Here is an 8,123-nt window from a genome sequence, read left to right as displayed (position 1 = left end):
ACAACTGTCACCGGACCAGGTGTCCTGTGGTTTTGTATCGAAATACGCCGACGCAATTACCAGCGGCAGACCCATCAATTTGACTGCAACCACCGAGCCGCAACCCATTTCCCAATGCAACATCACCACACTTTCCTCTGTGACTGTGGGTTTATGCCTGAAAGACGCTGTATTGAATGAGTTGACTGCAAAACTGATTCAACCTGACGGCACCGAAATCAGCGTTGCCCTGACAGCCCCAGCAACAACATCCCCTTCCTGTTTGACCAGTGGAATTCTGCGGACTTTTTCCGTCCCTGCAGCCTCAATCAACCAGACCAATGGCTCATGGAAGTTCTCAATCACTGACACCGATAACACCCAAAACAACATTGGATACTTTGAAGGTTGGTCACTTCAATTGACTGGCAACAGATGATCCGAACGCTCATTTGCTTACTTGGCTTGATCCTGCTGCAAGGCTGCAGCGCCATCAAACTCGGTTACCAACAACTGCCAACGTTGTCTTATTGGTGGCTGGACAGCGCTATCTCGTTCAATGACGCGCAGGCCGATCGCGCCAAAGAGGCACTGAACAGTGTCTACCGCTGGCACCGCCAGCAAGAACTGGTCACTTATCTGGAACTGCTGCAACGCGGCACAGAACTCAGCCAGGGCCCGGTGCAAGCCAGCCAGGTTTGCAGCGTTCAAGCTGAGATTCTGAACAAAATGGACCGGGCCATGCGCGTGGCGATCACCCAAGCCGCGCCTGTGGTTCAGATTCTGGGGCCGCGCCAACTGAGTCACCTGGCCCGGCACCAGGAGAGCAAGAACGAAGACTGGGACAAACTATGGCTGCAGGGCAGCGACGCCGAAAGGCTGGAGCGGCGTCTGGACAGGACGCTGGAGCGCTACAAATCGTTTTATGGCGAGCTGAGTGCCGTACAAGTTGCGCTGGTCAAAACTCAGGTGAGCCAGTCGGCATGGACCCCAGAGTGGGGCCGGCAAGAACGGCTCCGGCGCGAACAAGATTTGCTGTCGACCTTGCGGCAGTTGTCGCAAACCAACGCCCCCACAGAACAAGTGGAGCAGGCCCTCTCCGGCGTCTGGCAACGCTGGTTCATGCCCCCAGACCCCAAAGGCAGCGCGTTGGTGCAAAAAATGACGCAGCAAGCCTGTGACAACCTGGCCCAGCTGCACAACACGGCCAGCCCCGAACAGCGGCAGCGGGTGGCGCGCACGATGCGCGCCTACGAACGCGATATTCGCGATCTGATCAAGCCCTGAGCCAGCCCTGAAAAATTCGGTCACATAAAAAAACCCGCCGGATCAAGGCGGGTTTTTGATGGGAGGAAAACCTCTCGCTTCAGCTTTGCAGCGCTTTCCACATCTCGATGTCGCGCTCGGCGGTCCAGATGCGGGGGTTTTTGATGCCACTGGCTTCATCGTAGGCACGGGTCACATCAAAGGGCAGGCAGTGCTCGTAAATGAACACATGGCCAAAAATCGGGTCCATGCTCTTTCGGGTATGGGCCATGGCTGCTTTCAAATCCATCTTGCCCGCAACAGCTTCCTTGCCCGCCTTGAAGAGCGTTTCAACCCAGCGCTTGGTGTAATCCAGGGCCTTGTTGACGTTGGCGTTGCCCTTCATGGCTTCGCCGCGACCGGGCACGATGAATTCGGCCTTGAGGGCCCGCAGGGCTTCCAAAGTGGCGGGCCACTCTGCCAGTTGGGCGTCACCGGTGTACACCCCGGCTTCGTATTCGACCAGGTCGCCCGAGAACAGCACTTTTTCCTCTTCCACCCAAGCAATCGTGTCGCCACGGGTGTGGCCTGGGCCCGGATGCCAGATCTGCACCACCACGCCGCCCAGGTTGATGCTGAGCTTGCCGGGCACTTCGCCCTGGGTGGGGTTGCCGCCAGCGATCACCATGGTCGGCCAGGTCAGGCCGGTGACGCTGTCCGCGCCGCGAAACAGCCGCGGGAAGCGCTCCATCTCACTTTTCATGTCCTGTGCGCCGCGCTCTTTGATCAGGTCAAGCGTGCCTTCGCTGGCAATGATTTCGGTCGCACCTTCGGCGGCGTAGGCATAAGCACCCAGCACGCGCACCGCGTGGTAGTGGGTCAACAGCACGTATTTGATGGGCAGATCGCTGACGGTGCGGATCTTCTTGATCAGGTCTTGTGCCATGGCCGGTGTGGCGGTGGCGTCGCTGACCATGATGAATCTGTCCCCAATGATCACGCCCGAATTGGGGTCGCCCTCGGCGGTATAGGCCCAGCAGTGTGGGCTGAGTTGCTCGAACGTGATTTTTTTCTCGCTCAGGTCGGCTTGGCTAGCAAAGGCTTTCACAGGGGCCTTGGTAGACACTTTTTTGGGGGCTTTGGACATGGAAATTTCTCTGGTCAATGGATGGCTTGATTTTACCTAAACGAAATGCGTTACGGATTAGTGAATCAACTTCAGCGTCAGCCCAGCCCTTTTTCGAGCATGGAAACGACTTCGTCGGCAAAGGCGGCATAGCTGATCGGACCGCCTGGGCGCAGCCAGGTGAAGGTCCAGTTGATCATGCCCAGCAGCATCATGGTCAGGGCCGTCTGGTTGGTCGGGGTCAGGCGCTCAGGGTAGGCGCGCTTCATGAAGCGGGTCATGGCGGCCACGATGTCCCGCTGGCGGTTCAGGATCAGTTCGCGGGGCGAAGTGGACACCGAGCCCAGCGACGGATCGGGCACATCGCTCAAAAACTGGGTGTCGTTGAGCAAGGCCGCATGCCGGGTGGCCGAGGTTTCATATTCCTGCAAAAACGCCCGCACCAACTCGTGCAAGGCCGCCCGATCGTTCAGATCCTTGCGCTGGGCGGTGGCCTCGGTCTGCGCAATCAGCGCCAGCAGGCGCTGGGTGTGGCGGTCGAGCAGGTCAAACAGGATTGCTTCCTTGCTGTCGTAGTAATGGTAGAGCCTCGCCTTGGAGGTGCCGCAGGCGGTGGCGATCTCGTTCATGCTGGCCGCCGGGTAGCTGCGCTCGGCAAAGCATTGCGCGGCGATGTCCAAAATGGCATCGCGCTTGATGTCGTGGGTTGCGGATTTGGGTCGGGCCATGGTGCTTCAGTGGTGGGTCCAACCGCTCACAGCGGCCACACCACCCCGTTGTCGTTCAAGATCGCGTCCAGAGGTTCGTCGTGCGCTTCAGGCTCTAGGTCGTCCACAAAGCCATGGGTGAAGCCCAGACCGACCGTGAAGGGTTTGGGTTGCAGCGTGGCCAGCGTGCGGTCGTAAAAGCCCCCGCCGTAGCCCAGACGGTAGCCGCCTGTGCCATAGCCCACACAGGGCACAAACAACAAGGTCGGCACGATGATTTCCGTGTCTTTGGGTTTGGGGATGCCGTAGGCGTCTTCTTCCATCGGGCAGCCGGGGTACCAGGTGTGAAAAGTCAGTGTTTTGTGCTGCTTGTTGACCACGGGCAACCCAATGCGGCGGCGCTGTGGCTCACCATTGAGCTCGCCGTCTTCCTTCCAGCGGTGCAAGGCGGGCAAGGGGTCAAACTCACCTTTGATCGGCCAATAGGCGCCGATCACAGTCTCAGGCCGGTCAAACAGCCAGATGCGCATGACGCGCTGCAGCGCTTCTGCGCGAGCCAGGCGGTCTGACAAGTTCAGCCTTTCTTCAATCAAGGTTTTTCGTAAGGCTTTTTTAGCTTCGGCTTTGTCCATAATCAACCCATGAAATTCACTCAGATTCTGACACTGGTTTGTGCAATGGCCGCGACAGGCCTTTGGAGCACCCAAGCCCAGGCCCAAAACAAGGGCGACGACGTCATCCTGGAGATGCACCAGGCTTTTCGAAAAGGCGATAAAACCCGCTTGTCTGCGCTGCTGCCCCAAACCCGGGGCCATGTGCTGGAGCCTTTGGCCGCTTACTGGGAAATGCGCACACGCCTGGACGTGGCCCCAGCCTCCGAGATTCGCAGCTTCTTGACCAGCTATGCGGGCAGCTATTACGAAGACCGTCTGCGCACCGACTGGTTGCTGCAACTTGGCAAGCGCCGCGACTGGGCGACTTTCACCACTGAATACCCGCGCTACCGCATGCGCGACGACCGCGAGGTGCGCTGCTACGCCCTGGCCACAGAGGCCATGAACAGCAAGGCCAACGTGGCCGAAGAAGCCAAACGCCTGTGGTACGCCCTGCGCGAAGCCGACGAGGGTTGCACCTATGTGGCCGAGCATTTGCACTCTGGAAAACAGATCAATGGTCTGGACCTGTGGCGCAAGGCACGCCTGGCCATGGATGCCAACCGCCCCCGCCCTGCCCAGGCCGCAGTGGACATCGAGGCGCCACGTTTGGCCGAGCAAGTGGCCCTGATCCACTCCGACCCGGAACGCTATCTGGATAAACGCATCATCGCCATCACCCGCAACCGCAAGGAGCTGGCGGTGCTGGCGCTGATCCGCTTGGCGGCCAGCAAGCCCGACAAGGCCGCCGAGTTGCTGGACAAGCGCTGGTCAATTCAGCTGAGCCAGGAAGAGCGCAACTGGACCTGGGGGGTCATTGGCAAACAAGCCGCACAGAAGCTGCAGGAGAACGCCAGCGGTTACTTTGCAAAAGTGCAAAAAGACAGCGACCTCAACGACGATTTGCTGGCCTGGAAAGTGCGCGCAGCCTTGCGCCAGGGCCAATGGCGCCAAGTGCTCACAGCCACACAGGCCATGAGCCCCGAGTCGCAAAAAGACCCCGCATGGGTTTACTGGCGTGCACGCGCCCTGAGCGCCACAGCACAAGACGATGTGCAGCGCCAGGAGGCCCAAGGCTTGCTGCGCGGCATCGCCAGTGTGAAGGGCTTTTATGAGCAACTTGCGCTGGAAGATCTGGGCCTGACCATCAACGCGCCCGAGCGCCCCAGCGTCCTGAGCCCCGCAGAAAAAGCCGCTGCCTTGATCAACCCGGGCTTGCAACGCGCGTTGTACGCCATTGCCATTGGTTTGCGCCCCGAAGGCAACCGCGAATGGAACTACAGCACCAACCTGCACAGCCCCGGTGGCATGAGCGACCGTGAGCTGCTGGCCGCCGCCGATCTGGCTTGCCAACGTCAGGTCTGGGACCGCTGCATCAACACCAGCGACCGCACCAAAGACGTGATCGACTTTGACCAGCGCTTTCCCATGCCACTGCGCGACATCGTGGTGCGTCGGGCGGGAGACATCAAACTCGACCCGGCTTATGTGTATGGCCTGATCCGCCAGGAAAGCCGCTTCATCATGGACGCCCGCTCGCATGTGGGCGCATCGGGCCTGATGCAGGTCATGCCTGCCACCGCCAAGTGGACGGCCAAGAAAATCGGCTTGACCAACTTCACCCCTGAGCAGATCACCGACCGCGAGATCAACGTGGCCATTGGCACCGGTTACCTGAAACTGGTGCTGGACGACTTTGAAGGCTCCATGCCCATGGCTACTGCGGCCTACAACGCTGGCCCCAGCCGGCCCCGCAACTGGCGCAAGGGCCCTGTGCTGGAGGCCGCCATTTGGGCTGAGAACATTCCGTTCCTAGAGACGCGCGATTACGTGAAAAAAGTGCTCTCCAACACCACCAATTACGCCGCCATCCTGACGCGGCAGCCCCAGTCGCTCAAGGCGCGACTGGGATCGGTGGGGCCCCGCAATGCCCCAAATGCCGAGGTGAACCAGGATTTGCCTTGAGCAAACTTGCGCAGACCGTGACGCAAGGGCTCGGCAGGCCCTTCAGGCGGCTGACTCGGGCCCGAGCAACTCGTCCAAATTGGCCTTGATTTTTTCTTCGATGCGGGCACGGTAGGCGCCCAGCAAAAAACCCAGCTTGAGCTGCAAGTCAAAGCGGGTTTCACTCACCGCCAGTTCTCCGCTCACCCCACTTCGGGCAAAGCGCAGCAGGTCTTGGGTTGGGCCCGGCTCAGACTCGCAAGCCATGCCCCACTCTTGCTCGGCCTGTTCTCTCCAGCGCTCGGCCACTGCGCGCGCGCCAGCCAAACCCAAGGCGTGTTGGCGTTCAATTTTCAGTTCAGGCATGGTGCATGTCCTGGGCGTGTGCGGCCCTGAATTCGGGGTCCGGGGCCACCTCCACCAGGCAGTCGTAAAACACCGGGGCACGGCCCAAATCGGTGAGGTGCTGGCTGGTCAACTCGTTCACGTTGGTGCCATTCAGGCCCAGCTTGCGCCACCAGATGCCCAGGCCATTGACCACGCCAGGCCGGGCACGCTGGTTGACCCGCGCCTTGCAGTGGTAACTGCCCCGGTCGTTGAAGACCTTGACCACACTGCCATCGGCAATGCCGCGCTGCAAGGCATCTTGCGGGTGCATCTCGAGCACCGGCTCGGCTTCGATGTCGCGCAGGCTTTTGACGTTGACAAAGCTGGAGTTCAAAAAATTGCGGGCGGGTGGCGAGATCATGGCCAACGGGTAACGACCACCCGGCGTGGCCAGCTCGTAATTGGGCAAATGGTCAGGCCAGCCATCCAGGCCCTGGTCGGCCAGCCGCTGGCTGAAGAATTCACAGCGCCCTGAAGGCGTGGGAAACCCGCCCTGCGCAAACGGAGCATCGGGCAACGGCAAGGAGACAAAACCCTTGGCCAGCAGCTGCTCAAAATCCTTCTCGTCGCCGATAGCACTGCGGCACAGGCTTTCGTCGTCTTCAGCAAAACAGGGCTCGTCAAAACCCATGCGCTGTGCCAGTGCTCTGAAGATGTCGGTGTTGGTGCGGGCTTGCCCAACGGGCGCAATGGCGGGGCGGTTCAACAACACATCGGTGTGGCCATAGCTGGTGTGGATGTCCCAGTGCTCCAGCTGGGTGGTGGCTGGCAAGATGAAGTCGGCGTAGTCGGCGGTGTCGGTCTGAAAATGTTCCAGCACCACGGTGAACAGGTCTTCGCGGGCAAACCCCCGCACCACCTGGCCCGAATCGGGCGCAATCGCCACTGGGTTGCTGTTGTAGACGATCAAAGCCTCGATTTTCGGACCGAATTCGGGCGATGTCGGGCGCAACAAATCATCACCGATCGTGGCCATGTTGATCGTGCGCGGGCGCCGCTCGCCCAGCAAATCAGGCCGCTGCAAGGCCGCACGCCGTACCGGAAAATGCCCCGAACTGCTCAGCAACACGCCACCCGCACGGTGCCGCCAGGCGCCCGTCAGCGCAGGCAAACAGGCCACCGCCCGCACCGCGTTGCCGCCACCGCGCACACGCTGCATGCCGTAGTTCAGGCGAATGGCCGCGGGCTGGGTGGTGCCCCAATCGAGCGCCAGTTGCCGGATCTGCGCTGCCGGCACGCCGCACACATCGGCGGCGCGTTCGGGTGTCCACTGCAGTGCCCGCGCACGCAGGCCATCCCAACCCAGGGTGTAGCGGTCGATGTAGTCGGGGTCGAGCCAGTTGTGAACGATCAGTTCGTGCATCACGGCCAGCGCCAGCGCGGCATCGGTGCCGGGTCGAATGGCGATGTGCTCGTGACATTTTTCGGCCGTTTCAGTGCGCCGTGGGTCGATGCAGACCAGCTTGGCGCCCTTGCGTTTGGCCTCTTGCGCGATGCGCCAAAAATGCAGGTTGCTGCCAATTGAGTTGCTGCCCCAAATGACGATGAGCTTGGATTCGGCAAAAAATTCGACCTTCATGCCCACCTTGTCGCCCAGGGTCTGCGTCAGGGCCTCTGCCCCGGCCGAGGCGCAAATCGTGCGGTCCAACAACGAAGCGCCCAGCTTGTGGAAAAAACGCCCAGCGATCGATTCGCTTTGCACATGGCCCATGGTGCCGGCATAGCTGTAGGGCTGCACCGCTTGGGGGTCGCGGGCGGCAATGGCTTTCAGACGGTTTGCAATGGCATCCAGCGCTTCGTCCCAACCCACCGGCTCGAACTGGCCCGAACCCTTGGGCCCAATCCGTCGCAAAGGTTGCAGCAAACGCTCAGGGTGGTAAGTGCGCTCGGTGTAGCGTGAGACCTTGGTGCACAACACACCATCGGTGGGGGCATGCGCGGGATTGCCTTGAACCTTGGTGGCGCGGCCATGCTCGACCGTGGTCAGCAAAGCACAGGTGTCGGGGCAATCGTGCGGGCAAGCGCCGCGCACAGTCTGGGGGGCCAAAAGGGGGTCGGTCATGGGGCTGTGGCCAGGGGCGG

General features: G+C 60.8%; 8 protein-coding genes. 3 read left to right on the top strand and 5 right to left on the bottom strand.

What is annotated here, in order from left to right:
- Together ACIQ3A_RS06075 and ACIQ3A_RS06070 are read left to right on the top strand one after the other, a co-directional pair.
- A partial coding sequence (locus tag ACIQ3A_RS06075; RefSeq protein WP_396430857.1) for a proprotein convertase P-domain-containing protein occupies positions 1 to 418 on the top strand: 418 nt, incomplete at its 5' end.
- A complete protein-coding gene (locus tag ACIQ3A_RS06070) occupies positions 415 to 1,266 on the top strand; it encodes a DUF6279 family lipoprotein (protein WP_396430856.1) in 852 nt (283 codons plus the stop codon). The genes ACIQ3A_RS06075 and ACIQ3A_RS06070, both read left to right, overlap by 4 nt.
- Before the next feature lie 79 nt (positions 1,267 to 1,345).
- Here ACIQ3A_RS06070 and ACIQ3A_RS06065 read toward each other — a convergent pair whose 3' ends face one another.
- The 3 genes from ACIQ3A_RS06065 to ACIQ3A_RS06055 all read right to left on the bottom strand — a co-directional run bounded on the left by ACIQ3A_RS06065 (position 1,346) and on the right by ACIQ3A_RS06055 (position 3,689).
- Positions 1,346 to 2,371, bottom strand: coding sequence for an MBL fold metallo-hydrolase (locus ACIQ3A_RS06065; protein WP_396430855.1), 1,026 nt, complete (start codon positions 2,369 to 2,371; stop codon positions 1,346 to 1,348).
- Between the two features lie 77 nt (positions 2,372 to 2,448).
- The gene (locus tag ACIQ3A_RS06060) at positions 2,449 to 3,078 is read right to left on the bottom strand and encodes a TetR/AcrR family transcriptional regulator (RefSeq protein WP_396430854.1); all 630 of its coding nucleotides are present in this window, start codon (positions 3,076 to 3,078) and stop codon (positions 2,449 to 2,451) included.
- A 26-nt stretch (positions 3,079 to 3,104) separates the two neighbouring features.
- Complete coding sequence (locus ACIQ3A_RS06055; RefSeq protein WP_396430853.1) at positions 3,105 to 3,689, bottom strand: 5-formyltetrahydrofolate cyclo-ligase; 585 nt, start codon at positions 3,687 to 3,689, stop codon at positions 3,105 to 3,107.
- Between the two features lie 9 nt (positions 3,690 to 3,698).
- Here ACIQ3A_RS06055 and ACIQ3A_RS06050 point away from each other — a divergent pair, with 9 nt between their 5' ends.
- Positions 3,699 to 5,675 (top strand): transglycosylase SLT domain-containing protein, encoded by a 1,977-nt coding sequence (locus ACIQ3A_RS06050; RefSeq protein WP_396430852.1) that lies wholly within the window; start codon positions 3,699 to 3,701, stop codon positions 5,673 to 5,675.
- Between the two features lie 42 nt (positions 5,676 to 5,717).
- On the opposite strand, the gene ACIQ3A_RS06045 is transcribed toward ACIQ3A_RS06050, so the two are convergent.
- Positions 5,718 to 6,020 carry a polyhydroxyalkanoic acid system family protein gene (locus ACIQ3A_RS06045; protein ID WP_396430851.1) on the bottom strand — a complete coding sequence of 101 codons (303 nt, stop codon included), beginning with the start codon at positions 6,018 to 6,020 and terminating at the stop codon, positions 5,718 to 5,720.
- Positions 6,013 to 8,103 carry a molybdopterin-dependent oxidoreductase gene (locus ACIQ3A_RS06040; protein WP_396430850.1) on the bottom strand — a complete coding sequence of 697 codons (2,091 nt, stop codon included), beginning with the start codon at positions 8,101 to 8,103 and terminating at the stop codon, positions 6,013 to 6,015. Before ACIQ3A_RS06040 ends, ACIQ3A_RS06045 begins: the two co-directional genes overlap by 8 nt.
- Positions 8,104 to 8,123 lie beyond the last annotated feature (20 nt).

The sequence above is a fragment of the Limnohabitans sp. genome (genome assembly GCF_044361985.1).
In the GTDB taxonomy this organism is placed as follows: Bacteria; Pseudomonadota; Gammaproteobacteria; order Burkholderiales; family Burkholderiaceae_C; genus Limnohabitans_A.
Note: the sequence above shows the minus strand (reverse complement) of the source record. Positions and strands in the feature narration are given on the sequence as shown.